23 protein-coding genes are annotated in these 22,601 nt (G+C 70.7%); 13 read left to right on the top strand and 10 right to left on the bottom strand.

What is annotated here, in order from left to right:
• The first annotated feature begins 24 nt into the window (after positions 1-24).
• Positions 25-1,566, top strand: a complete 1,542-nt coding sequence (locus ACFPZ3_RS07080; protein ID WP_379513139.1) for a pectate lyase family protein — start codon at positions 25-27, stop codon at positions 1,564-1,566.
• On the opposite strand, the gene ACFPZ3_RS07075 is transcribed toward ACFPZ3_RS07080, so the two are convergent.
• Entirely contained in the window at positions 1,486-2,055 is a 570-nt protein-coding gene (locus ACFPZ3_RS07075; protein ID WP_379513214.1) for a TetR/AcrR family transcriptional regulator, read from the bottom strand. The two genes, ACFPZ3_RS07080 and ACFPZ3_RS07075, sit on opposite strands and share 81 nt — an antisense overlap.
• 196 nt (positions 2,056-2,251) lie before the next feature.
• Between ACFPZ3_RS07075 and ACFPZ3_RS07070 the strand changes: the two genes are divergently transcribed.
• From ACFPZ3_RS07070 to ACFPZ3_RS07060, 3 genes are all read left to right on the top strand, one after another.
• Entirely contained in the window at positions 2,252-2,914 is a 663-nt protein-coding gene (locus ACFPZ3_RS07070; RefSeq protein WP_379513138.1) for an alpha/beta fold hydrolase, read from the top strand.
• 299 nt (positions 2,915-3,213) lie between these two features.
• Positions 3,214-4,431 carry a threonine synthase gene (locus tag ACFPZ3_RS07065; RefSeq protein ID WP_379513137.1) on the top strand — a complete coding sequence of 406 codons (1,218 nt, stop codon included), beginning with the start codon at positions 3,214-3,216 and terminating at the stop codon, positions 4,429-4,431.
• A 149-nt stretch (positions 4,432-4,580) separates the two neighbouring features.
• The gene (locus ACFPZ3_RS07060; RefSeq protein ID WP_379513213.1) at positions 4,581-5,921 is read left to right on the top strand and encodes an MFS transporter; all 1,341 of its coding nucleotides are present in this window, start codon (positions 4,581-4,583) and stop codon (positions 5,919-5,921) included.
• Positions 5,922-5,984: 63 nt separating this feature from the next.
• On the opposite strand, the gene ACFPZ3_RS07055 is transcribed toward ACFPZ3_RS07060, so the two are convergent.
• The 3 genes from ACFPZ3_RS07055 to ACFPZ3_RS07045 all read right to left on the bottom strand — a co-directional run bounded on the left by ACFPZ3_RS07055 (position 5,985) and on the right by ACFPZ3_RS07045 (position 8,256).
• Entirely contained in the window at positions 5,985-6,662 is a 678-nt protein-coding gene (locus tag ACFPZ3_RS07055) for an alpha/beta fold hydrolase (RefSeq protein WP_379513136.1), read from the bottom strand.
• Between the two features lie 110 nt (positions 6,663-6,772).
• A complete protein-coding gene (gene vph, locus ACFPZ3_RS07050; protein WP_379513212.1) occupies positions 6,773-7,624 on the bottom strand; it encodes a viomycin phosphotransferase in 852 nt (283 codons plus the stop codon).
• 179 nt (positions 7,625-7,803) lie between these two features.
• Positions 7,804-8,256 carry a hypothetical protein gene (locus ACFPZ3_RS07045; RefSeq protein ID WP_379513135.1) on the bottom strand — a complete coding sequence of 151 codons (453 nt, stop codon included), beginning with the start codon at positions 8,254-8,256 and terminating at the stop codon, positions 7,804-7,806.
• 434 nt (positions 8,257-8,690) lie between these two features.
• Between ACFPZ3_RS07045 and ACFPZ3_RS07040 the strand changes: the two genes are divergently transcribed.
• Complete coding sequence (locus tag ACFPZ3_RS07040; RefSeq protein WP_379513134.1) at positions 8,691-10,250, top strand: PQQ-dependent sugar dehydrogenase; 1,560 nt, start codon at positions 8,691-8,693, stop codon at positions 10,248-10,250.
• Between the two features lie 49 nt (positions 10,251-10,299).
• Here ACFPZ3_RS07040 and ACFPZ3_RS07035 read toward each other — a convergent pair whose 3' ends face one another.
• Positions 10,300-10,482, bottom strand: coding sequence for a hypothetical protein (locus ACFPZ3_RS07035; RefSeq protein WP_379513133.1), 183 nt, complete (start codon positions 10,480-10,482; stop codon positions 10,300-10,302).
• A gap of 238 nt (positions 10,483-10,720) precedes the next feature.
• On the opposite strand from ACFPZ3_RS07035, the gene ACFPZ3_RS07030 reads away from it, so the two are divergent.
• Positions 10,721-12,064, top strand: a complete 1,344-nt coding sequence (locus ACFPZ3_RS07030; RefSeq protein ID WP_379513132.1) for an MFS transporter — start codon at positions 10,721-10,723, stop codon at positions 12,062-12,064.
• A 43-nt stretch (positions 12,065-12,107) separates the two neighbouring features.
• Here ACFPZ3_RS07030 and ACFPZ3_RS07025 read toward each other — a convergent pair whose 3' ends face one another.
• The gene (locus ACFPZ3_RS07025) at positions 12,108-13,007 is read right to left on the bottom strand and encodes a M48 family metalloprotease (RefSeq protein WP_379513131.1); all 900 of its coding nucleotides are present in this window, start codon (positions 13,005-13,007) and stop codon (positions 12,108-12,110) included.
• A gap of 94 nt (positions 13,008-13,101) precedes the next feature.
• On the opposite strand from ACFPZ3_RS07025, the gene ACFPZ3_RS07020 reads away from it, so the two are divergent.
• The 3 genes from ACFPZ3_RS07020 (at position 13,102) to ACFPZ3_RS07010 (ending at position 15,143) form a co-directional block, all read left to right on the top strand.
• On the top strand, positions 13,102-13,500 hold the full coding sequence (locus ACFPZ3_RS07020) for a BlaI/MecI/CopY family transcriptional regulator (protein ID WP_379513130.1): 399 nt from the start codon (positions 13,102-13,104) through the stop codon (positions 13,498-13,500).
• A gap of 250 nt (positions 13,501-13,750) precedes the next feature.
• On the top strand, positions 13,751-14,476 hold the full coding sequence (locus ACFPZ3_RS07015; protein ID WP_379513129.1) for an ABC transporter permease: 726 nt from the start codon (positions 13,751-13,753) through the stop codon (positions 14,474-14,476).
• Positions 14,477-14,543: 67 nt separating this feature from the next.
• Positions 14,544-15,143 (top strand): Chromate resistance protein ChrB, encoded by a 600-nt coding sequence (locus ACFPZ3_RS07010; RefSeq protein WP_379513128.1) that lies wholly within the window; start codon positions 14,544-14,546, stop codon positions 15,141-15,143.
• Positions 15,144-15,177: 34 nt separating this feature from the next.
• Here ACFPZ3_RS07010 and ACFPZ3_RS07005 read toward each other — a convergent pair whose 3' ends face one another.
• From ACFPZ3_RS07005 to ACFPZ3_RS06995, 3 genes are all read right to left on the bottom strand, one after another.
• Positions 15,178-15,390 carry a hypothetical protein gene (locus tag ACFPZ3_RS07005; protein ID WP_379513127.1) on the bottom strand — a complete coding sequence of 71 codons (213 nt, stop codon included), beginning with the start codon at positions 15,388-15,390 and terminating at the stop codon, positions 15,178-15,180.
• A 2-nt stretch (positions 15,391-15,392) separates the two neighbouring features.
• Entirely contained in the window at positions 15,393-16,187 is a 795-nt protein-coding gene (locus tag ACFPZ3_RS07000; protein WP_379513126.1) for a COG4280 domain-containing protein, read from the bottom strand.
• Positions 16,188-16,273: 86 nt separating this feature from the next.
• Entirely contained in the window at positions 16,274-17,473 is a 1,200-nt protein-coding gene (locus ACFPZ3_RS06995) for a serine hydrolase domain-containing protein (RefSeq protein ID WP_379513125.1), read from the bottom strand.
• A 117-nt stretch (positions 17,474-17,590) separates the two neighbouring features.
• Between ACFPZ3_RS06995 and ACFPZ3_RS06990 the strand changes: the two genes are divergently transcribed.
• Positions 17,591-18,607, top strand: a complete 1,017-nt coding sequence (locus tag ACFPZ3_RS06990; RefSeq protein WP_379513124.1) for a LacI family DNA-binding transcriptional regulator — start codon at positions 17,591-17,593, stop codon at positions 18,605-18,607.
• Between the two features lie 17 nt (positions 18,608-18,624).
• Here ACFPZ3_RS06990 and ACFPZ3_RS06985 read toward each other — a convergent pair whose 3' ends face one another.
• Positions 18,625-19,860: a serine hydrolase domain-containing protein gene (locus tag ACFPZ3_RS06985; RefSeq protein WP_379513123.1), complete on the bottom strand. Its 1,236-nt coding sequence runs from the start codon at positions 19,858-19,860 to the stop codon at positions 18,625-18,627.
• 245 nt (positions 19,861-20,105) lie between these two features.
• Between ACFPZ3_RS06985 and ACFPZ3_RS06980 the strand changes: the two genes are divergently transcribed.
• From ACFPZ3_RS06980 to ACFPZ3_RS06970, 3 genes are all read left to right on the top strand, one after another.
• Positions 20,106-21,137, top strand: coding sequence for an ABC transporter substrate-binding protein (locus ACFPZ3_RS06980; RefSeq protein WP_379513122.1), 1,032 nt, complete (start codon positions 20,106-20,108; stop codon positions 21,135-21,137).
• A 5-nt stretch (positions 21,138-21,142) separates the two neighbouring features.
• Complete coding sequence (locus tag ACFPZ3_RS06975; RefSeq protein WP_379513121.1) at positions 21,143-22,204, top strand: FecCD family ABC transporter permease; 1,062 nt, start codon at positions 21,143-21,145, stop codon at positions 22,202-22,204.
• On the top strand, positions 22,201-22,601 hold a 401-nt coding region (locus ACFPZ3_RS06970; protein WP_379513120.1), incomplete at its 3' end, for an iron chelate uptake ABC transporter family permease subunit. The genes ACFPZ3_RS06975 and ACFPZ3_RS06970, both read left to right, overlap by 4 nt.

Genomic DNA, 22,601 nt, shown 5'->3' with positions numbered 1-22,601 from the left:
ATTCAACACGAAGGTGAGACAAGGATGAGACGAGCAGTCGCGTTGCGACTCCAGGCGACGCTGGCCGCGGTGGCCACTGCGGCCGCGGTCGGCGTGGCCTTACCGATGATCCAGGCATCGGCGGCGGCCGGCAGCGCCACCGGCTACGCGACAGGCAACGGCGGGACCACCGGCGGTGCGGGCGGGCAGACGGTGAAGGCCACCACGGGGACCGCGATCCATGCGGCCCTGTGCGGCCGGGCCAGCAGCAGCACCCCGATCACCATCCAGGTCGAGGGCACCATCAATCACGGCAACACCACCAAGGTGTCGGGCGCGAGCTGCAACACCGCCGCCAGCGTGATCGAACTCAAGCAGATCAGCAACGTCACGATCATCGGGGTCGGCAACGGGGCCGTCTTCGACCAGCTGGGCATCCACATCCGCGAGTCGAGCAACATCATCATCCAGAACGTGACCGTCCGCAACGTCAAGAAGTCGGGCTCGCCCACGTCCAACGGCGGCGACGCCATCGGCATGGAGAGCGGCGTCCGCAATGTCTGGGTCGATCACGCCAACCTGGAGGCCTCGGGCGGAGAGGCGGAGGGCTTCGACGGCCTCTTCGACATGAAGGACGACACCCAGTACGTGACCCTGTCCTACAGCATCCTGCGCAACTCCGGCCGCGGCGGGCTCATCGGGTCCAGCGAGAGCGACCGTTCGAACGGCTTCGTCACCTTCCACCACAACCTGTACGAGAACATCGACTCCCGCACACCCCTGCTGCGTGGTGGCATAGCCCACATCTACAACAACCACTACGTGGACCTGCACGAATCCGGCATCAACTCCCGGGCCGGAGCCCGCGCCAAGGTCGACAACAACTACTTCGAGGACTCCAAGGACGTTCTCGGCACCTTCTACACCAGCGAGGCCGGCTACTGGCAGGTCGGCGGCAACATCTTCGACAACGTGACGTGGTCCGCCCCCGGCAGCGACAACGCCCCCGCCGGACCCAACCCGCAGTCCAACACCACCGTCAGCATCCCCTACTCCTACGGCCTCGACGGGGCGAGCTGCGTGCCGGACATCGTCCGGCAGACGGCAGGCGCCAACAAGGGGCTGCAGGTGTCGAACGGCAACTGCACGCCGCAGACGCCGACGCCGACGCCGACCGTTCCCACCGACCCGCCGACGGACCCGCCGACCACGCCGCCCACCGGGACCAACCTCAGCATCGGGGCCGGCTCCGACGGCTCCAGCAAGGCCGACGGTACGAGCTACGGCAACGTACGGGACGGCAATCTGAGCACCTACTGGTCGCCGTCCGGCTCGACCGGTGACATCTCGATCAAGTGGAGCTCCGCCAAGACGGTCGCCAGGGCCGTCATCCGTGAGGCGTCAGGCGCCGCGGGCGGCATCGGATCCTGGCAGCTCGTCAACGGCGGCACCGGCGCCGTCCTGAAATCAGGCAGCGGGGCGGGCACCATCACCTTCACCCCGACCTCACTGAGCAAGCTCACCTTCAGGATCACCGGCTCGACCGGCGCGCCGAAGGTCGCCGAGTTCGAGACCTATGCCGGGTAGGCATCCCCGCCGGGACGGGGTGGGAGCCGTCAGAGCGACGGCCCCCACCCCTCGAACCGGACGGGCTTCAAGGCTCGCGGCGGGCGGCGGCGAAGCCGGTGAGCAGGGCCTCCAGGGCGAACTCGAAGCGGGCGGTGGGATCGCGGTTCGCGCTGGCGCGGGCGGCTTCGGCGTCTCCATCATGTGCAGGTTCCCCGCGGTGGTCGCCGGACGGGACAGGACGAGCGGGACCAGGTTCGGGTGGGCGGCAAGGGTCTCCAGCCGTGCTCGCGTGTAGCCGCGCAGCCCCTCTCGCCAGTCAGTGCCGTCGAAACGGGCTACCGGCTCCACCGTGGCGAGTTCTTCGACCATCCCGTCGAGCAGCGTGTCCTTGCTGGGGAAGTGGTGGTACAGGGCCATCGCCTCGACCCCGAGCTCGGTGCCGAGTCTGCGCATGGACAGGGCGGCGAGGCCGTCTCTGTCGGCGAGGCGGATCGCGGCATGAAGGATGCCCGGGGGGGTTGAGGCCGGCGTGCTGCCCGCGGCGACATGCGCCGCTGCTGGGCTGGGCCGGCCTGCTCCCCTGCCTGGCAGGGCTCCTGGCGCTTGTCCTCATGTGGAGAAGGCAGCCGCATGGGGCGCGGGCATGAGTCCCGTCGCGGGTGGCCGCCGATGAGTTTTCGTGCCGCTCGTGGTCACCACTGTCATGACAACCTTCGCTCTCATCCACGGTGGCGGCGGCAGCGCCTTCGACTGGCATCTCGTCGAAGCCGAGCTTCGTGGTCAGGGGCACGACACGGTCGCGGTGGACCTGCCGATGTCCGATCCGCGGGCAGGGCTCTGGGACTATGCCGACGCCGTCGTCCAGGCGGTCGGAGAACGCCGGCCTCTCGTGGTGGTCGCGCACTCCTGGGGTGGCTTCGTCGGCCCTCTCGTCTGCGAGCGTGCCGGGGCCGCCGCGCTTGTCCTGGTAACCGCCATGATCCCGAGGCCGGGTGAGCCACCGGACGACTGGTGGGCACGCAGCGAGTGGCCCTCGTCCGGCATCGACGACGACTACGAGCTCTATCTGCACGACGTCCCGCGCGAGCTGGGCAGGCGGGTCCTGGCCCACGATGGCGCGCTCGCCGAGAAGATGAGCATGGAACGGGCAGGCCGGGAGCCCTGGCCGCTGCCCGCCTGGCCGGACGTTCCGACGAAGTACCTGCTCTGCCGCGACGACCGGTTCTTCACCCCCGATTTCGTGCGCCGCCATGTCAGGGAGCGGCTCGGCATCGTCGCGGACGAGATGCCCGGCAGCCACATGGTGATGTTGTCGCGGCCGGGCGAACTGGCCGACTATCTGGTCCGGGTTCTCCCTGCCGGCTGAACGAACGCCAGAGAGATATGCGCCTGCTTCGGCACCCGCGCTCATGAGGTCGGCCCTGGCGGGTAGCCACTCGGCATGCGCCGAGGGAACTGGGACATCCGGCCGCTCGGGGGCTGGGCCGGATGCCTGACGATGATCGTCGTGTCGATCGTGCTCTCGATACTCCTGACCGTCATCATCAACCTGCTCCTGTGACAGCCGGAGGTTACGGACAGCACCTCCCCTACGATGGGGACAGGTCTAAACGTCTCCGGGAGACACCCAACCGTTCGGGCCGCCAGAGCGTTGAGGGAGCGTGCGTGACTTTCAGCCAGTTGTCCCATCTGGAATGTGGCCGATGCGGAGCCGTCCATGACAGCGAGCGCCCGCAGAACCTGTGTGCGAAGTGCGGCTCGCCGCTGCTCGCCCGCTACGACCTGGCGGCCGTCGGCTCCTCGGTGAGCCCGGCGGAGATCGCGCGGCGTACGCCGGACCTGTGGCGCTACCACGAGTTGCTGCCGGTCAGGAGCCCGGAGGCGGTGACCACCCTCGGCGAGGGGATGACGCCGCTGCTGCCGATGCCCCGCTACGGCGAGCGGATCGGCGTGCCGCGGCTGCTGATGAAGGACGAGGGTCTGATCCCCACGGGCTCGTTCAAGGCCCGCGGGGCCGCGGTAGGCGTGTCACGCGCGGCAGAGCTGGGCATCGAGCGGCTGGCGATGCCGACCAACGGCAACGCGGGGGCCGCCTGGGCGCTCTACGGGGCCCGCGCCGGGCTGGCCGCCACGGTCGTCATGCCGGTGGACGCGCCGGAGATCACCCGGCGGGAGTGCGTGGCGTCGGGCACGGACCTCTATCTGGTGGACGGGCTCATCAGCGATGCCGGGCGGATGGTGGGCGAGCTGGTCGCGGCCTCGGACGGTCAGGTCTTCGACGCCTCGACGCTCAAGGAGCCGTACCGCATCGAGGGCAAGAAGACGATGGGCATCGAGATCGCGGAGCAGCTCGGCTGGCGCGTGCCCGACGTGATCCTCTACCCGACCGGCGGTGGCGTGGGACTGATCGGCATCCACAAGGCCCTGAACGAGTTGCGGGAGCTCGGCTGGATCTCGGGCCCGCTGCCGCGGCTGGTCGCGGTCCAGGCCGAGGGCTGCGCGCCGATCGTACGCGCGTTCGAGAGCGGAGAACGGGAGAGCCAATACTGGGCGAACTCCCGTACGGTGGCCTTCGGCATCAACGTGCCCAAGCCCCTGGGCGACTTCCTCATCCTGGAGGCGCTGGCCGAGACCGCGGGGACCGCGATCACGGTCACCGACGCCGAACTGCTGGCCGAACTGCGGCAGGTCGCGGCCCTGGAAGGCGCCTTCGTCTGCCCGGAGGGCGCGGCGGCCTTCGCCGCGGCCCGCAAGCTGCGCGCCTCGGGCTGGATCGGCGGGGACGACGAGGTGGTGGTGCTGAACACCGGCGCCGGACTGAAGTATCCGCAGACGGTCCCGGTGGACGCGCCGATCCTGCCGGTGGACGGCCACCTCGTCTGACGGGTCGTCACGGCAAGCGCACCAGGCCGGTGTCCTGCCGTGCTCCCCCGTGGCCGGCGGTGAACGCGCTCATGTCCTCCATGCGACACAGACTGGCCCCGTCGCGGATTGTGGCCATGCGCGGCGGATCATAGCGTCGTCGGGTGCCGATGATCGTGTTGTGTCTTGTCCAGTTCATGCTCGTGCTCGATGACACCGTCGTGAACGTGGCCCTGCCCAGCATCCGCGATGAGCTGGGCTTCAGCGCGTCCGGGTTGCCCTGGGTCGTCAACGCCTACTTCCTGGCCTTCGGCGGGCTGTTGCTGCTGTGCGGCCGGATGGCGGATCTGCTGGGCCGCCGCCGCGTCTTCCTCGCCGGGGTGGCGCTGTTCGGGGTGGCCAGCCTGGCCTGCGGGCTCGCGCAGGAGCCGTGGCAGCTCGTGATCGGGCGATTCGTGCAGGGCGCGGGTTCCGCGATGGCCGGCCCGGCGGCGATGTCGATGGTCACGTTGCTGTATTCGGGGCCGGAGGAGCGGGCCAAGGCGCTGGGTGTCTGGGGCGGCATCGCGGCCCTGGGCGGGACCTCGGGCCTGGTACTGTCCGGGGCGCTGACCGACCTGGTGTCCTGGCGTGGGATCTTCCTGATCAACCTGCCCGTCGTGGCCGTGGCCCTGGCGCTGCTCCCCCGTCTGGTCCCCGAGTCCCGCGCCGCCGGGCGGCGCGGCCTCGACGTTCCCGGCGCTGTTCTGGTCACCGGTGCCGCGGTGTCGCTGGTGTACGGGCTGCTCCGGGCCGGGGAGACCGGCTGGAGCGACCCGATCGTCATCGGCGCCGTCGTGCTCTCCGCCGTCTTGGCGGTGGCGTTCCTGGTGGCCGAGTCGCGGGCGGCGGCGCCGCTGGTGCCCGGGTCGTTCCTGGCCTCGCGGACTCGGGCGGCCGCCAACGGCGCGACCCTGCTGTTCTCGATGGCGATGTACGCGATGTCGTTCCTGCTGATGATCCAGGTGCAGACCGCTCTGGGATACAGCCCGCTCCTGGCCGGCATCGCCTACCTGCCCTACGGCGCCGGCATCCTGACGGGCATGTGGCTGTCCGCCCGCGTCTCGCTCAGGATCGGGACGCGCTGGGCGCTCCTGCTGGCGTTCCTGGTCAACGTGGCCGGCCTGCTGCTGTTGTCCGGCGTGGCGGCGGGCGGCTCCTACCCTCTCCACGTCCTGCCCGGCATGCTCATACTGAGCGTGGGCAACGGGCTGAGCCTGCCCGTCATGGCCGCGGCCGCGGTCGACGGCACCACCGAGGAGGACGCCGGTCTCGGCTCGGCCCTGTTCACCTCCGTCCAGCAGATCGGCGGCGCCGTCGGGGTGGCCGCGCTGAGCGTCGTCGGCTACTCGGGCGGGCTCAGGGCGGGTGCGGTCTGCGTGGCGCTCGGCGCTGTGCTCATCGTCGTGCTGCTGCCGTCGCGTGCCGGCGGCCCGCTGGACCTGGAACCGACGGCCGAAGCACGCCGGTGAGGCCGGCCCACCGGTCGCGAACAGGAGGTGTGGCCGCGGCCTTGGCCCGAGGCGGGCCGGCTCTCACGCCGAGGTGCCCGGCGTCCCCAGCAGGATTCTCAACAGGTCCTCGGGCGCGTCGCGCATGAGGTTGTGGCCGCTCGCCAGCGCGTACGTCGTCCAGGCCCGGTCCTCGCGCAGCCGTTCGTAGACGGAGGTGAACGGGGACGGGCCGTCCCAGCCGGCCGCGTACACGTAGACCCTGCGCCGCAGGTGCGCGAGGTCGCCCGTCAGCCGCAGCGGCTGCAACAGGGAGGCGACGGGGTGGGCCGTGGCGCGCGGGTCGAAGAACGGCAGCGGCCGCGACCCGAAACCGGTCTCCACGACGTCCAGGTACCACTGCCGTTCCCGCTCGGAGACCAGGTTCCAGCAGGAGTCGCCGGGGCCGGGCACCATGGCGTCCATGTACACCAGCGAGCCGACCCGATCGGGCGCGCGGTCGGCGGCACCGGTGATCACCATTCCGCCGTAGCTGTGGCCGACCAGGACGGCGTCGCGAAGATCCTCGGCCTCCAGCACCGCGGTCACGTCCTGGATGTGCGTGTCGAGGTTCACCGCGCCGGGCAGCAGGTGGCTGCGTTCGCTGATCCCGGTCAACGTCAGCGGGTGGACGGTGTGCCCCTGGGCGCGCAGCCCTCCCGAGAGCTCCTCGAAGCACCAGCCGCCGTGGCACATCCCCGGGATGAGTACGTAGTTCGTCATTTCCGTCCTTGATCGATCAGCATCAGGGTGGCCGGCGCCCGAAGATAGAACCGTTCGGTACGATCCATGACCCTAGCAGTCGATCGAACCGACCGGTACCACCTACGCCCTCACCGATAGCCGGCGAGGCCATCCGCCAGTTGCTCCGCGTCGCCGTCCCGGTGAGCGGACAAGGCCTGCTGAAGCGCGAAAGTGCCACGGATCACGGCAATTCGCCAGGCCAGCCCCTCCGCCGGCCACCCTCCCAAGGAGAGCACCTGGGTCACGAACTCCTCGCCGTAACCGGCGGTGGTGGCGGCGAGGTCCTCGGCAGGGTCGCCAAGGGTCACCTCGTCCCAATCGACCACTCCGCTGAGCCGCGGCATCCCGTCGACGATCCGCCACAGCACGTTCCCGGCGCCGAGATCACCATGGACCACCGCCTCGGTCAGGTGCGGAAGAGCGTCGAGCGCGTCGAGTTCCCGCTCGGCTCGCCGCCGCCCCTCATCGGACATGAGCATGAACAGCTCCGTACGGACGTCCACGGCGAACTGCCGCCACCGGTCCCCGGCCGCCTGCGGTAACGCCGCACGTACCGCCGGATCAGAACCGGCTCTTCTCAAGCCGGCCAGCAGCAGCGCGTATTGTCCCGCTGCCGCCTCGGCCGTCTGAGCGTCATCGAGGACGTCGCGCTCAAGAGGCGCTCCGGGAACACGCGTGAGAACCAGGAACGGTGGTTCACCGTCTCCCTCCAGCAGTGGCCGCGGCACGCGAAAGCCGAGCTCAAGGCCGGCGAGAGTGCGCAGCACCGCCGCCCGGCCGGGCAGCCGCGCGGCTGCGGCCTCGGTACGCGGCAGGCACACGACACGCTCCGACCCCATGATCACCTCATGGAACTGCCCCTGGCGGACGACCAGGCTGCCTGGTTCGTCCTCCGGCAGCAGCCGGCTCAGCAGCGGGCGATACGCCTCGCGGATCTCCATAGTGCGCCTTCTTCTCGGAGCCTGGTCGATCATAGTTCCGCCGGTCGGCGGCGGCCCAGCCGCCATCCGGCCCTCGCCCAGCACACCCCCCAGAGCAGGAAGAACGGCGACCACAGCAGCAGATCCCAGCGCGCCAAGGTGCGAGCCGGCGCGGCGTGCCCGGCCGGCGCCGCGCCCGATCAGTCCGAGACACGTCTCGTCACCGCCGCGTAGGACCGGATCATCTCCAGGAACAGCCCGATCACGAGGATTCCCAGGACCCCGTGGTACCACCGCCAGCCCACACCGATACCGACGAAGCCGTCCACGATCATGATTCCGGCGCCGCCGCCGACGGCCAGCAGCATCCCGGCCAGCACGAGGAGCATGAGCATTCTCGGCACCCTGCGCCCCAGCGCCGTGACCGTGGCGATGGCGACGCACGCGCCCAGCACACCGGACGCGGCTGCGAGCCACTGCGCGGTGGCCGCGTCCAGGAAATAGCTCCCGGTCTCGGCGGCCGACACGGGCGGGCCGCCCGGAAACCCGAGCCGGGCCTGCAGAGCGAAGGCGGCCTTCCCCACGGCGTAACCGAGGAACAGCACCGCCACCGCGTAAGCCGGCCAGCGTCTCGGACGCTCAGAATCAACCATGTCTCCGACCGTAGAAGCCGCGCACCCGGAATCACTCCCCACAGCGAGGCAGGCGTCTCCCCTCCCAGGGGGATATCCGGCTCCCCACGTCCAGGCCACGCGGTATCGCGGCGGGCCATGTGGCGATGTACGTTTCATCAGGCCGGTGGCGGGCCTCGCCGGAGCGCTCCCGTATCGCCGCCGGTCAGAGGGGAAGTGCGGTCTGGCGCCGCGTCTCAGGGCGGACGTCGTGGTCGCGGGCCTGGTTGTGACGGCGGACGAGCCGATACCGTCCGGTCGGGTACGTCAGAGCACGAACCTGCCTGGTCGGTGTCGCATCCGCTCGCTTCGGGGCCGGATGCGGCCGGGCCGGGCGTGTTGCGTGCCCCGACGCGCTCCGGTCCGAGGAACCACTGTCCTCCGGACTCCGACGAAGCCCGCCTCTGGAGCCCGACATGCCAGGAAAACGCTGGGCAGCACCCGTGTTGCTCGCCTTGTCCCTGCCACTGCTCGCCCCTGTGAGCGCACTCACCCCACCAGCCGCCGCGATGACCTCCTTATCCGTCGCGGACAGCGACACGCCGCGGCGAGCGGCGGCCTCCAAGGTGCCGCTGGAGGAGATCAACGCGACCACCACCCAGGTCGCCTTCGGGCTGCGACGCCCCGTCGCCATCGCCGCACCCGACGACGGAACGAAAAGGCTGCTCATCGTCGAGAAACGCGGCACCGTACGCGTCTACCGCCCGGACACCGGTCTCGCACAGGCCCCGATCATCGACATCACGGCGTCGGTGGACGAATCCGGCAACGAGCGAGGACTGCTCGGCATCGCCCTGTCGCCCGACTTCGCCAAGAGCCAGAACCTGTACCTGGCCTACACCGCGCTGCCGGACGGCGCGGTGACCCTGGGCCGATACAACATGAACGACGCGACCCTTGTGCCGCTGCTCTCCCAGGAGCACGCCGAGAACAGCAACCACAACGGCGGCCAGATCACCTTCGGCACCGACGGCAACCTGTACATGAGCATCGGCGACGGCGGCGGCTCCGGAGACCCCTTCGACAGCGGGCAGCGGCTGGACACCCTGCTGGGCAAGATCCTGCGCATCGACGTCAGCCGGAGCTGCGGAGCCCTGGCCTACTGCGTTCCCAAGGACAACCCGTTCGTCGGCGTCCAGGGCGCCCGCGGGGAGATCTGGATGTACGGCGGGCGCAACCCCTGGCGCTTCTCCATCGACCACGCCGACGGCTCGATGTGGATCGCCGACGTCGGCCAGGGCAGGTGGGAGGAGATCAACCACATCAAGACCGGACGGCAGGCCGGCGCGAACCTCGGCTGGTCCTGCTACGAAGGTCTGGAGGTGTTCGACCAGACCCAGTGCCGCGCCGACGCCACGTACACCAAGCCGATCTTCACCTACTCCCCGCACACCGGCGGCTGCGCGGTCATCGGCGGCATGGTGTACCACGGCAAGCAGTTCGCCGACCTGGTCGGTGACACCTACATCGCCACCGACTACTGCTACTCCACCGTGTGGGCACTGCGCAAGAACGACGCGGGCGGCTACTCCCAGGCCGAGATCGGGCAAACGCCCACGCAGGTCACCGCGTTCGGCGCCACCCCGGAGGGCGAGCTCTACGTCGTCAACGACCTTCCCGGCGGCCTGCACCGCGTCTCCTTCGAGTACGCGAAGCCGACCTGCCGGATCGCGTACAAAACGCAGATCTGGGGTGGCGGCATGACCGTCGATCTCACCATCACCAACACCGGCACCGCACCGATCAACGGCTGGACGCTGAGATTCCCCCTCGCCCGGGGACAGAGCGTCATCTCGGACTGGAACACCGACCTCGTCCAGAGCGGTGACATGATCACCGCGGTCAACGCCACCCACAACAGTTCCATCGCCCCTGGCAGCAGCGTCACCATGGGTTACCTGGCCAGCCACACGGGAGACTCCTCCCTGCCCAGCCGGATCTCCCTCAACAGAGACGCCTGCGCCGTCGCCCGCTGACCGATACCCCGCTGGTCGCCGGTGACGGCGGCCGGCGCGGCATCCTCCCTCAGCTTGTGGCGAGTGCGGATTCGATGCCGGGGACTCGCTCGTGCAGCCAATCCCCGCCGCACTCGTACTCCCACACGAGGGCCAGCAGCAGGTAGAGCAGCCGGTGGTTCGCCAGGTGCGCCGGCTGGAATGCCCGCGGGGAAGTAGGCGTGGAGCATCGCGCGCCGCAACCCGGGCTCACCGAAGTCCATCCTGGCCAGGTCCAGCCACGGGCTCGCCGCCGGCGCCATCGTTGGGAGCCGAGCGCGATCAGCATGGATGTTGTCACAGCGGCGGCGGCATGCGGCGCCTGCCCCCGTCATGCCATCCGTGGCCGCTTTGACCACGGCCATTCAAAGGTGTTGAGGGCCGCCGAAAACCTGTGTTAGAAACGACGGCTGGTCATCGGGCGGTCGGGGCGGGACAGGGCGGTGCATCGCGTGGCACGGGCGGAAACGGACGACGGGACAGGGCGGAAAGGCCGGAGGGGCTGGCCGCTCCTGGCGGCGGTGGCGGTCGACGCGCTGGGCACGGGCCTGTATCTCCCGCTGTCGCTGCTCTACTTCCTCAAGGTCACCGACCTGGACCTGGCGACGATCGGTCTGCTCATCAGCGTGACCACCGCACTGACCCTGCCGGTGCCGATCGTTGTCGGACGGCTGGTAGACCGGCTCGGGCCGCGGCTGGTGGTGGCCGGCGGCCAGGCGCTGCAAGGGCTCGGCTTCCTGCTCTACCTGACGGTCTCCGGGGCGGCTTCGCTGGTGGTCGCCGTCCTGGTGACGACGGTCGGCCTGCGGGTCTACTGGTCCTCGGTCTTCACGCTCATCGCCGACCAGGCCGACGCCGAGGGGGCGGACGCCAAGGACCACTGGTTCGCACGGGCCGGGATGATCCGGGAAACGGGCGCCGCCGGTGGCGCGCTGCTCGCCGGCGCCCTGCTCACCTTCGACTCCGGGCGCGTCTACGACGGGCTGATTCTCGGCAGCGCGCTGGCGTTCCTGGTCGCCGCGCTGGTGGTCGTCCTCGCGGTGCCGTCCACCCCGCACGCCCTGCCACCGGCCGACGGCCACTCGGGCCACCGGGCGCTGCTGCGGGACCGGCCCTACCTCGCGCTGATCGGGACCTGTACGATCTTCGCCCTGTGCAGCTCGTTCCTCGCCCTGTCGCTGCCCGTCTACGTCGTCCAGGGCCTGTCAGGACCTGACTGGGCCCCCGGCCCCCTCCTCGCCCTGAACACCCTGCTGCTGGCCACCTGCACGGCCGCCGTCACCCGCTTCGTCCGCCGCCGCTGGTCCCGCGCCCGGGCCATGACATGGGCCGGCGGACTGTGGGCGTTGTGGTGCGCCGCGTCCGCGGCGGCCGTCCTGCTGCCGTCCGAGGCGCTGGTGCCGTTCCTGGTGGCGGCGGTGGTCTGCTACTCCGCCGCGGAGATGACCTACGGGCCCGCGTCGAACGCGCTCGCCGCGGACGCGGCGCCGGCCGGGTCGCGGGGCACCTACCTGGCGGCGTTCCAGTACTCCTTCGCCGGTGCGAACATCCTCGCGCCCGGCCTGTTCGGCCTGCTCTTCAGCCAGGATCGCCTGCTCCCCTGGCTCGTCGTGGGCCTCCTAGCCGTGCTGGGCGCGGTGCTGATGTTGCGGCTGGAGCGCCGGCTGCCGCAGGAGCGCCGGGTGGTGAATGCAGGAGCGGGCGCCCGGCCGGCGCCCGCTCCTGCCTCAGCTGAAGGCGCGCACCTCGATCGGTCTGGAAGGTCAGCTCGACCTCGTCGACGCCTGCACCGATGAAGCCCACCTCCTCAGGCACGGGCGGACCACTGCGGTCCAGCCCTCAGCCATGGGCGGTGACGAGCAGTTCGACCAGGTCGTACAGGGCTTCTCCGGTCCAGACGAGTGAGCTCACCGCCAAGGCGGCCGGGATGGCGGCCGGCCAGAGGCGGCGCCGGTGGTCCTGGCCGCGGAGGAGTGCGGCGACTCTGCGTGGTATCGCGCCCGGGCGTCTGGTCTTGGCGAAGGACACGAACGGGCCGGCCGTCAGCGAGGGCCGGCCGTCGGCGGCCAGAGCCGCCGTGCCGATGGCTCTGGCGAGGACTCTGCGATCGCCGAGCGCCGCTGCCGCGTGTTCGTCGGCGGCGCGTTCGACCAGGTAGCCGACACGGCGGGAGACCCACAGAAGCGCGGGATGCACCGCGCCGGCCAGGTCGCTGAGCAGCATCAGCCTGAAGTGGTCCTGTTCCAGGTGCGCGCGCTCATGGGCCAGCAGCGCCTCATACTGCTCATCGGTGAGGATCTGTCTCATCGCGGTCGTGACGACGACGTGCCCGGGCCTGCCCGGCACGGCGAACGCGTCGATCTTCTCGCTGGGGACCAGAATGACCTGGTCGCCGGTCGCAGAGGCGGTGAGCCGCAGCGCCTGCGAGCGTCCGCCGCGATGGCGCTTGACCACGGTGCGGACGGCCACCGCGGCCGATACCAGCAAGATCGCGCAGAGCCAGGGAACCCAGCGCACGTGACCGGTGTCGGCGATCACGACCTGGTAGGACCAGCCGAACCGGCCGGCGACGAAGGGGATCTCGGCCGCCGCCTTGACGGTGAAGGCCACCAGATTGAGCAGGCTGGCCAGCGCCGCTCCGGCGGCCGACCAGGCCAGCGCCGCGGCGGCGGGCGATGGCGGCAGCCGGTCGGCGAGAAGCGCGGTGAGAGCGACCACCACGACCGGGACGGTCAGCACGGACCAGACGAAATGATCAAACAATCCCGCGCTCCGGTGCTCGGGCCGAGCCGCGCGACGGCCTGCGTCGGTGGGCAGGGATAGGATTCGGCGGATGACAGAGCGCCAGCCGCCGGCCCCGGGGCCGGCCGCGCCCAGAAGGCGGGCGGGGCAGCTCGAAGCGCAGGTCATCACCGTCTTGTCCGCCTCGGATCGGCCGCTGACGACGGGCGAGGTCCTCGACGGTCTCGGCGCTCCGGCGGGCCTGACCTACAGCACGGTGATCACCACGCTGAACAGGCTGGCCGTGAAGGGCGCCGTGCGGCGGCAACGCGACGGCAAGGCCTTCCGTTACACGGCGATCGCGGACGCGGCGGGCCTGGTCGCCGCGAACATGAACCGTCTGCTGACGGAGGAGAGCGACCGGGCCTCGGTGCTCCGGCGGTTCGTGAGCGGTCTCGAACCCGGCGACGAGGCGATACTCCGCGACCTGCTCGACGACCCCGGCTCCTGACGGCCGGACCCGCACGGCGCGACGAGGCACCGGAGAACCTCCCCGATCGACGATGGTTAGGAAAAGCTAACCTAACGCCCCCTAGGGTTGGCAACACCGGCGGGGCCTCCACCGCGAATCAGCCGGCCTTGCCGGGGTTCCGAGCAGTCTCCCTGCGCCCTGAAACGATGAGCCTGGGCAGGGTCCGTGGACCCGCCACCGGCCCGGCAGCGGGATAGTACTGGCTGTGCGTTCCTCTTCTTTGATCTCCTTGACCCCTCTCCTGCCCGTGGTCCTGGTGGCCCTCGTCGGGTTGGGCGCCCTGGTGGCGTGGCTGGGCCACCTCGGCCACGGGCGGGCGGTGCTGACCGCCTGCCTGCGGGCCGCGGTGCAACTCGGCGCGGTCTCCGCCCTGATCGCCTGGGTGGTCGCCTACTTCGCGGCCGCGACGGGCTTCATCCTGCTCATGTACGGCGTCGCCGCCTTCACCGCGGGCCGGCGCATCACGCGTGGCCGGGCGGCCTGGTGGGCGGCGGCGCCGATCGCCGCGGGCGTCGTCCCGGTGCTCGCCCTGCTGGCCGGCACGGGGGTGATCTCCATGGAGGCGATCGTGGTGATCCCCATCGCGGGCATCCTGCTGGGCGGCTGCATGACCGCCACCTCGCTCGCCGGGCGGCGGGCCGTGGACGAGCTGGACCAGCGCAGAGGAGAGGTGGAGGCGGCCCTGGCGCTGGGCTTCCTGCCGAGGGACGCGGCGCTGGAGATCTGCCGGCCGGCGGCGAACCAGGCCCTGGTGCCGGCGCTGGACCAGACCAGAACCGTGGGGCTGGTCACGCTTCCCGGCGCCTTCGTGGGAATGCTGCTCGGCGGGGCCAGCCCGATCGAGGCCGGGATCGTGCAGCTCGTGGTGCTGGTGGCGCTGCTGGCCGCCGAGGCCATGGCCATCCTGGTGACGACCGACATGGTCGCCCGCGGTTACTTCACCCGAGCCGGCTGAACCGCGTGCCTGTGCTCGCGCGCGCACGGATACGATCGGGTGATCCTGACACGCGAGGAGGCGGGCTTTGCCAGGCACTGAGGGAGAGCGGGCCGAGCCCGCCGAGCCGGTCACCTGGCTGATGCTGGTCTACCGGGTGCCCAGCGAGCCGACCCGGTTGCGAGCCGCGGTCTGGCGGCGCCTGCGCAACCTCGGAGCCGTCTACCTGCAGAACTCCGCGGCGGTGGCGCCGCGCACGCCGCAGAGCGAGCGGATGTTGCGGACGCTGCGCAGCGAGATCGTCGAGTCGATGTCCGGCCAGGCGTTCCTGATCACCACCTCCTCCGTCGTCGGCGACAACGAGCTGGCCGCCCTCTACAACGCCGCACGCGACGACGAGTACGAAGAGATCCTCGACAAGTGCGTCGACTTCCACGAGGGCGTCGCCAAGGAGGTGCGCGCCAGCCACTTCACCTATGGCGAGCTGGAGGAGAACGAGGAGGACCTCGCCAAGCTCAAGGGCTGGTACGAGAAGGTCAAGGCGCGTGACGTCCTGGGCGCCGGCCGCGCGAAGGACGTGGTCAAGGCCCTGGACGACTGCGCCAGGACGCTGGAGGGCTTCGCCGCCTCGGTGTACGAGGCGGAGGACAGCGCCATCTCCCAGCCGCCACGGCCCGGCGCCGGGTAAGTGCGGTCGGCTCACCCGGCCCGAGCACCGGCTTCTAGCGGCCGCGTACGTCGATCCCCAGCGCGACGGCGAAGGCCGCCATGAGGCCCACGCCGAGCACCGGCGTGAGCACCGGCGCCGGCACGGCGAACGCCAGCAACGCCACCGTGCCCACCGCCAGCACGGTGACCACGGCGACAGCGATCTTCCAGTCATCGCCGATGATCAGGTCGTACCAGAACCGCCCGAACCCTCGGATGAATCCCATGGCTAACTCCCAGACGTGCTCGGTACGGGCGCGGACTTGGCGGGCGCGGGCCGCCGGAGCGTGCGGACCAGCAGCCGCGACAGCCCGAACCAGGCGGCGATGAGGACCAGGATCGCCAGATCGGCGCCCGGCCAGTCCAGGCTCTGGCGGCTCTCGGTGAAGATGCCGAGCCCTTCGACGGCCCAGTAGGTGCCGAAGCCCGCCAGCAGGAGGCCGACGCCGTACTTGAGCGTGTTCTCCGGCACCTTCGACAGCGGGCCTCTGACGGCGATGCCGACGACGAGGACGAGCAGCACGCCGATGACGGCCGCCCCGATCGCCACCGGCATGTTGCCGGCGCTCAGGCCGAAGGTGATGACGATGAAGACCACCTCGACGCCTTCGAGGAAGACGCCCTTGAAGCTGATCATGAAGGAGAACCAGTCGAGGCCCGCGGCCTTGACCGTGCCCGCCTGCTTGGCCACCGCCACCTCTTCGGCGAAGATCTGGTCCTCGTCGTGCATGGCCTTGCGTCCCGACGACCTCAGGATCGCCTTGCGCAGCCACTGCAGGCCGAAGATCAGCAGCAGGCCGCCGATGGCGAGTTGCAGCGCCGCCTCCGGCAACCAGGTCGCCAGGGCGTAACCCGCGGCGGCGGTGAACGCGGCGAGAGCGACCAGAGCCGCGGCCACGCCCATCAATGTGGAGCGCCAGCTTCGCGTCATGCCCATCGCCATGACGATCGTCAACGCCTCCACCATCTCCACGATCGAGGCCAGCAGCACCGCCGCGCCCAGGCCCCATGCGGCCGCATTCATCGGCCCACTTCCCTTCTGGTTGATCTATCGACTGTTCGTGCGAAGATGTAACAGTCGTTAGTTTTCGCATATATCCATGGATATGTCTACAGAGAGCCGGTCAGAGCTTCCGCGATCGCCAGGCAACCGGCCACGCTCGCCCGGGCCAGCTCGTCGATCCACGGCTCCGGCCACGACGAGAACTTGGCGATCACCACCTCGGCCGCCTCGTGCACGAACAGGAGCTGGCCGTGGATGCCGAGGGCCAGGTAAACCCCGTCCCTGCCCGCCACCCGGGGAGCGGCGACCCACCACTGGTTGCGGTAGTAGGCGCCGGGCACGGTCAGGTACGGCGTCCCGTGCGGGGCGAAGGCGCCGGCCTGATCCCCGTCGGGTGTGAGAGTGTCGGCGACCCAGCCCTCCGGCACGACCCGGGCTCCGCCGGGACGCAGCCCGTCCCGTCTCAGGACCTCCCCGAGGCGCGCCAGGTCCCGGGCGGTGCAGCAGATCCCGATGTCGGCCAGCGCGTTGCCGTTGCGATCGACGGTGATCTCGGCGTCGTGCTCGGCGCCGAGACCCTGCCAGAGGTGCCGCGAGATCAGCTCGGGCAGCCGCAGGCCGGTCGCACGCTCGGCCAGCATGGCCAGCACGCAGGTCAGCGTCGAGCGGTACTCGAAGTGTCCGCCGTGCGGCCGGACCTGGGTCAGCCGCCACAGGTGACCGCGTGAGTCCTCGTCCTCGCCGGGCGCCTCGGGGAAGCGCGCGGGGGGCGCCCACAGGCAGGTGGAGTAGTAGGCGCGCTGGAGTTCGAGCGTGGTGATGTCCTCGCGCGTCCCGGTACGCATGTCCAGCAGGTGACGGACGGCGGCCCCCTCCAGGCCGGTGCCGCGGAACTCGGGCATGATGGCGCACACGTCGTCGCCGGGTGACATCGCCCCGGAGGCGATCACGGATCCGACCGCCGTGGCCGTGATGGACTTCGACACCGACATGCACAGGTGCCGGGTGTCCTGCCGCATCCCGTGGTCGTACTGCTCGTGCACGACCCGGCCCCGGTGCAGCACGACGAGCGCGTCGGTGTGCGTGCGCCCGGCCAGTCCGGCGGCCAGTTCGGCGGCCCGTTCGGCGGGCGGCGGCACCGCGGCAGGGTCGTGCGCGAGGTCCAGGACGGGCCCCTCACCACGGGGGATGGCCGCGGTGGGGATCAGCTCCCTGATGTGCTGGTAGGCGACGACGTTGTGCGGCGGCCGCATCCAGTTCTCCAGCGTCACCGGTTCATCCGGACCGGAACGGTCATACTCAGGCATGGGGGGTGCTCCTCCTTTGACGAAACCTTTCGGCACGGCTAGAAATGGCCTGATCCGCTGTCGAGCGGTCGCAGGACCTCGCCGCCCCGCGGCCCCAGACCCGGATGGAGACCCTTCTTGACCACGAAACGCGCGCGCCCTACGATCCGCGACGTCGCGGTCCAGGCCGGCGTGTCCATGACAACGGTCTCCGACGTGGTCAACAGCAAGGGACGGGTCGATCCCGCGACGCGGGAGCGAGTGCTGACAGCCATCACGCAGGTCGGCTGGCGGCCCAGGCGCTCGGCTCGCGCCCTGCGCTCCGGGCTGACCGGGGTGTTCGCCATGTGCCTGCCGGTCGGCCACGTCGGCGTGGGCGACTGGCTGGTGAACGCCGAGTACGACATGGCCCTGGTGGCCGCCTGCGCCGCCGCGACCGTCGACTCCGAACGCCAGCTGCTGGTCGCCCCGCGCCCCAAGGATGTCAGGGATCTGGCGCGGCTCGACGTGGACGGCGTGATCATCGCCGATCCCCGGGAGGGTGACCAGGCGCTGACGGTGCTCAACAACGCGGGCGTGCCGGCGGTCACCATCGACCGCGACATCCAGCGTACGGACGGCTGGTGGGTGGAGACCGACAACGCGGGCAGCACCGTGCAGGTCCTCGACCATCTCGCCGCCCAGGGGGCGCGGCGGATCGCGCTGGTGACGGCGGACGCCCCATGGGCGTGGTTCGAGGACACCTCGGCGGCGTACGCGCGCTGGTGCGAAGATCACGGCGTCAAGCCGCAGGTGCGGCTGGTCGACGTGGAACGTCCCAGGGCCACGGCGGCGACGGGCGTGCGCAGCCTCCTGCGGCTGAGGAATCCGCCCGACGCCATCTTCGCGATCCCGTACGGCACCCCGCTCGGCGCCCTCGACGCGATCGTCGAGTCGGGGCGCTCGGTGCCGGGCGACATGCTGCTCGCGGGCGGCATGGACGGGCAGTTGCTGCAGAGCGCCTCCCCGCCCATCACCGCGGTGGACCTGCGCCCGGTCGAGATGGCCAGGGCGGCGGTCGACCTGCTGGCCAGGAGGGTGAACGGGGAACTCGCCGCGGGCCCGGTCGTGATCGACACCACGCTGCGGATCCGTGAGTCGACCAGGCCGGGCTGAGAGGGCGCCGCTCACGTTCACGCCAGCGACTCGGCCAGCGACACGCAGGCGCTTACCGTGTCCTGGGCGAGCAGCGTGGACCAGCCCTGCGGCCAGGTGGAGAACTTGGCCACGACCACCTCGGCCGGCTCGTGGACGAGCAGGAGCTGCCCGTGGATCCCCAGCGCCATGTAGATCGCCCCCTGCGGCCCCGACTCGGCGACCCACCACTGGTTGCGGTAGTAGCCGCCGGGAACGGGCAGGTAGCGCGCGCCATGCTGGGCGAACACCGCTCGCTGGTCCGCGTCCGGCACCAGCGTGTCCGTCACCCAGGCGCGCGGGATCGCCCCGGCACCATCCGAAGCGCCGTTCACGGCGCTGTTCACGGCGCTGTGGACGCCGCCGCCGCGCCGCATGGCCTCGCCCAGTCGTGCCAGGTCCCGCAGCGTGCAGGAGACGCCGACGTCCGCCAGGCCGTTGCGGTGCCCGTCCACGCAGATGTCGGCGTCGCTCCCGGCGCCGATCCGCTGCCAGACCTCTCGCGAGATCAGCTCCGGCAGGCGGGTTCCCGTCGCGTGCTCGGCGACCTGGGCGAGCACGCAGGTCAGCACCGACCGGTACTGGAAGGGGCCGCCGTGCGGCCGGATGTTGCCCAGGCCGGCGAAGTACGACGTCAGGTCGGCGCGCACGCCGGGCCGTGACATGGGCGCCCACAGGGTCGCCTCCATGTCGGTCCTGGACTGCTCCGGAGTCATCGGCCCCGTCCCGGTGCGCATGTCGAGCAGATGGCGTACCGTCGCGCCTTCGAAGCCGGTGCCGCGCAGCTCGGGGACGTGGTCGGCGACGAGGTCCGCCGGGCTCAGCGCCCCCTCCGCGATGGCGCGCCCGACCGCCGTGGCGGTGATGGATTTGGAGATCGACATGCACAGGTGCGTCGAGGCGGGGGTCATGCCGTTGTCGTAGTGCTCGAAAACCCGCCGGCCCCGACGCAGCACCAGGAATCCGTCGGTGTAGGTGCGTCCCAGCAGCCGGGCGAGCGGCTCGGAGCCGCTCGCGCCGCCGTCGTCGGGATGGGAGGTGAAGCTCACCTCGCGCTCGCCGAGCCGCAGGGAGGTCTCGGGCAGCTCCAGGACCGGCCCGGAGCCCTTGCGGATGACGGCGGTCGGCACGATCTCCCGGACGTGCTGGAACGACCAGCGGTTGTACGGAGCCCGCAGCCAGTTGGCCAGCGTGGCCCGATCCGCGGCCGTTCGCGGGGGCAGGTGGATGGTCACGCGCACCTCTCTTGCCGAATCGTTTCGGCAACCATAGGCAGACCCTCTTCCCCGCGCAACAGCCTCACAGCCGAGACGTGATCTGGGTGATCAACCCGGTGGCCGATCGACCGTTGACATGGTCATTCGCTGGTGGTTGTATGTGCCGAAACGTTCAGGCAAGAACGCTTCGGCCGCCTCCGCCGACCAACGCCGCAGGTCAACGGGCTGATACAGCACCGGGTAGGCGCCGAGAGAGGAACAACATGAGCGCGCCCCCCACACCGCCTGACAGTTTCACCCTTCGCCCTCTGGCCGTTCTGCTGGCAGCCGCTGTGCTGCTCATGACAGGGTGCGGCCAGCAGAGTGGCCCGCAGCCCGCGGCTGGGAACGCCGCGGCGACCGGGGCCTTCTCCTTCACCGACGACCGTGCCGAAACGGTCCGGCTGGACAAGAAGGAGATCCGGGTCGTCGCCCAGGAGGACGCGGCCAACGCCCTGATGCACCTCGGCATCAAACCAGTGGGCATCTTCGGCGGAGCGCCCCTCACCGGCAACCCCATGCTCCAGGGGCTCGACCTGACCGGCGTCGAGTCGGTCGGCGAGGTCTTCGGCGAGGTCAAGATGGAGAAGCTCGCCTCGCTGCGACCGGACGTCATCGTCTCGACCTTCTACACGGGAGACGGGGTCCTCTTCCCCGGCGGCGTGTACGGCTTCCAGACCGAGAAGATGCAGAACGACGCCAAGACCATCGCCCCGATCCTGGCCATCGACTCGACCAAGCCGTCCTCCCACGTCATCCAGCGCTTCTCCGACCTGGCCAAGGCGCTGGGCGCGGACGTGGACGGCGGAGCCGTCGCCCAGGCCCGCACCACCTGGCAGGGCGCGGTCGACAAGCTCAAGGCCACGGTGAAGGAGCGCGGCGACCTGTCCGTGCTGGCCGTGACACCGGCGCAGGAACAGGTGTACTTCGCCGTCCCCGACCTCTTCCCCGACCTGCTCGACCTCAAGGACTGGGGAGTGAACCTGATGAAACCGACGGGCAAGCTCGTCAGCTCCTACTACGAGGCGGTGAGCTGGGAGAACGCCGCCAAGTATCAGCCCGCCGTGGTCCTGGTCGACGCCCGCGGCTACACGCTCGGCCCCGACGCGCTGAAGAAGTACCCCACCTGGAACACCATGAAGGCCGTGCAGGCCGGCCAGGTCGGGAGCTGGGTGCGGGTGTCACTGAACTACACCGACTACACCAGGCAGCTCCAGGACCTCACCGCCGTGCTCGAACGCGCAGGGGACGTGTAGCCCGGATGGCCGCCACCGTGCACACCTCCTTCCGGCGTCACCAGACCGAGTCCCGCAAGGGCCTGGTCGGCGGGCTGGGACGCCCGGCCGGGCTGATCCTGGCCATCGCCGTGCTGGCCGCCGCCGCCGTGGCCAGCCTGGCGCTGGGCTCCAGGCATCTGCCGCTGGAGTCGGTGCAGGACGCGCTGTTCCGCTTCGACCCGGGCGACGAGGCGCAGACGGTGATCCGCTCGCTGCGCGCCCCGCGCACGCTGATCGGGCTCATGGCCGGCCTGGCGCTCGGGCTCGCCGGGACCGTCATGCAGGGCGTCTCCCGCAACCCGCTGGCCGACCCCGGCATCCTCGGCGTCAACGCGGGCGCCGCGCTCGCCGTGCTGACCGGCGTGCAGTTCTTCGGCGTCACGACCCTGCTCGGCTACGTGTGGTTCGCCTTCGGCGGCGCCGGGATCGCCGTGGTGGTCGTGTACGTGATCTCCAGCATCGGCAGGGACGGCGCCACGCCGGTCAAGCTGGCGCTGGCGGGCACCGCGGTCACCGCCCTGCTGGCCTCGTTCACCACGATGGTCCAGCTCCTCGACGTCAGGACCATGGACGCCTACCGCGCCTGGGCGGTCGGGTCGCTGGCGGGCCGGGGCGCCGACGTCGCCGCCGAGGTGTGGCCGTTCGTCGCCGCCGGAGCCGTGCTCGCGCTGGCCAGCGGCCGGGTGCTCAACACGCTGGCGCTCGGCGACGACGTGGCCCGCTCCCTGGGCCAGAACGTGACCCGCGCCAGGATCGTCTCCGGCGTGGCCGTCATGATCCTGGCCGGGGCGGCCACCGCCGCGGCCGGGCCGATCGTCTTCGTCGGCCTGACCGTGCCGCACATCGCCCGCGCCATCGTCGGCCCCGACTATCGCTGGATCCTGCCCTACAGCGCCGTCCTGGCCCCCACCCTGCTGCTGGTCGCCGACGTCGTCGGCCGCCTGGTGGCGGCCCCGGCCGAGCTGCAGGTCGGCATCGTGACGGCACTGCTCGGCGCCCCCGTCTTCGTCGCCCTCGTCCGCCGCAAGAACCTGGCCTCCCTATGACACCCATCGTTTCCCCGCACGACGCGCTGCGCCAGGTGTCGCGTACCCGCTCCCGTGTGGCGGGGCGCAGGCGCGCGGTCACCGCCGGCCTGGCGCTGGCCGCCCTGCTGGCGTTCTGCCTGAGCCTGTCCGTCGGCGACTTCACCATCTCCGTGCTGCGCGTGCTGCCCGCCGTGTTCGGCTCCGGCGAGGGCGGCGAGGTGTTCGTCGTCCAGTCGCTGCGCCTGCCGCGCGCGCTGCTCGCCGTCCTCGTCGGCGCCGCGTTCGGCATGTCGGGCGCGGTCTTCCAGTCGCTCGCGCGCAACCCGCTCGGCAGCCCCGACATCATCGGCGTGAACGCGGGCGCCGCGGCCGGGGCCGTGCTGATGATCCTCGTCGCGGGCTCGGAGAGCACTCA

The sequence above is a fragment of the Nonomuraea insulae genome, assembly GCF_042656245.1.
Note: the sequence above shows the minus strand (reverse complement) of the source record. Positions and strands in the feature narration are given on the sequence as shown.

Excerpts from the sequence above, each read along its gene's own strand:
- ACFPZ3_RS07080 (WP_379513139.1), top strand. The coding sequence starts at position 25 with ATGAGACGAGCAGTCGCGTTGCGACTCCAGGCGACGCTGGCCGCGGTG.
- ACFPZ3_RS07070 (WP_379513138.1), top strand. The coding sequence starts at position 2,252 with ATGACAACCTTCGCTCTCATCCACGGTGGCGGCGGCAGCGCCTTCGAC.
- ACFPZ3_RS07060 (WP_379513213.1), top strand. The coding sequence starts at position 4,581 with ATGATCGTGTTGTGTCTTGTCCAGTTCATGCTCGTGCTCGATGACACC.
- ACFPZ3_RS07055 (WP_379513136.1), bottom strand. The coding sequence starts at position 6,662 with ATGACGAACTACGTACTCATCCCGGGGATGTGCCACGGCGGCTGGTGC.
- vph (WP_379513212.1), bottom strand. The coding sequence starts at position 7,624 with ATGGAGATCCGCGAGGCGTATCGCCCGCTGCTGAGCCGGCTGCTGCCG.
- ACFPZ3_RS07045 (WP_379513135.1), bottom strand. The coding sequence starts at position 8,256 with ATGGTTGATTCTGAGCGTCCGAGACGCTGGCCGGCTTACGCGGTGGCG.
- ACFPZ3_RS07040 (WP_379513134.1), top strand. The coding sequence starts at position 8,691 with ATGCCAGGAAAACGCTGGGCAGCACCCGTGTTGCTCGCCTTGTCCCTG.
- ACFPZ3_RS07020 (WP_379513130.1), top strand. The coding sequence starts at position 13,102 with ATGACAGAGCGCCAGCCGCCGGCCCCGGGGCCGGCCGCGCCCAGAAGG.
- ACFPZ3_RS07005 (WP_379513127.1), bottom strand. The coding sequence starts at position 15,390 with ATGGGATTCATCCGAGGGTTCGGGCGGTTCTGGTACGACCTGATCATC.
- ACFPZ3_RS07000 (WP_379513126.1), bottom strand. The coding sequence starts at position 16,187 with ATGAATGCGGCCGCATGGGGCCTGGGCGCGGCGGTGCTGCTGGCCTCG.
- ACFPZ3_RS06995 (WP_379513125.1), bottom strand. The coding sequence starts at position 17,473 with ATGCCTGAGTATGACCGTTCCGGTCCGGATGAACCGGTGACGCTGGAG.
- ACFPZ3_RS06980 (WP_379513122.1), top strand. The coding sequence starts at position 20,106 with ATGAGCGCGCCCCCCACACCGCCTGACAGTTTCACCCTTCGCCCTCTG.
- ACFPZ3_RS06975 (WP_379513121.1), top strand. The coding sequence starts at position 21,143 with ATGGCCGCCACCGTGCACACCTCCTTCCGGCGTCACCAGACCGAGTCC.